Here is a 428-nt window from a genome sequence, read left to right on the forward strand (position 1 = left end):
TCGTTGTCCACGACGTTGCCGCTCAGGCTGTTGGCCGGCGCATCTTCGGTGACGGTGCCGGCGGCATCGTCCTTGGCAACCGGTGCCGTGTCGATGATCTGGATGACCAGGTCATCGCTGTGGGTCTGGCCCGCCAGATCCTTGACCGAGACCTGGAAGATATCGCGCACGGCGTCCTCGCCCGCGGAGTGGTCGTCGGCGCCGCCGGTCTCCTTGTAGGAGTAGGTGATCTTGCCGGTGGCGGCGTCGTAACCCGTGATGGTCAGCACGCCCTTGCCGGTGGTGATGACGACCGGGGTGGTGGAAGCGTTGGTGACATCATGGCCGCCGACGCTGACGCCGGCGATACCGGCTTCCGCCGACACGCTGACCGAACCGGTGACGGTCGTGCCGGAGGCTTCGATCACGCTGTTGTGCGCGCCGGTGGC

1 protein-coding gene is annotated in these 428 nt (G+C 66.8%); it reads right to left on the bottom strand.

Annotated features, from left to right (window positions below; translation table 11 throughout):
- A partial coding sequence (locus ACI0FO_RS29440; RefSeq protein ID WP_416032097.1) for a hypothetical protein occupies window positions 1–428 on the bottom strand: 428 nt, incomplete at both ends.

The sequence above is a fragment of the Achromobacter marplatensis genome (assembly GCF_049060505.1).
In the GTDB taxonomy this organism is placed as follows: Bacteria; Pseudomonadota; Gammaproteobacteria; order Burkholderiales; family Burkholderiaceae_B; genus Achromobacter; species Achromobacter marplatensis_A.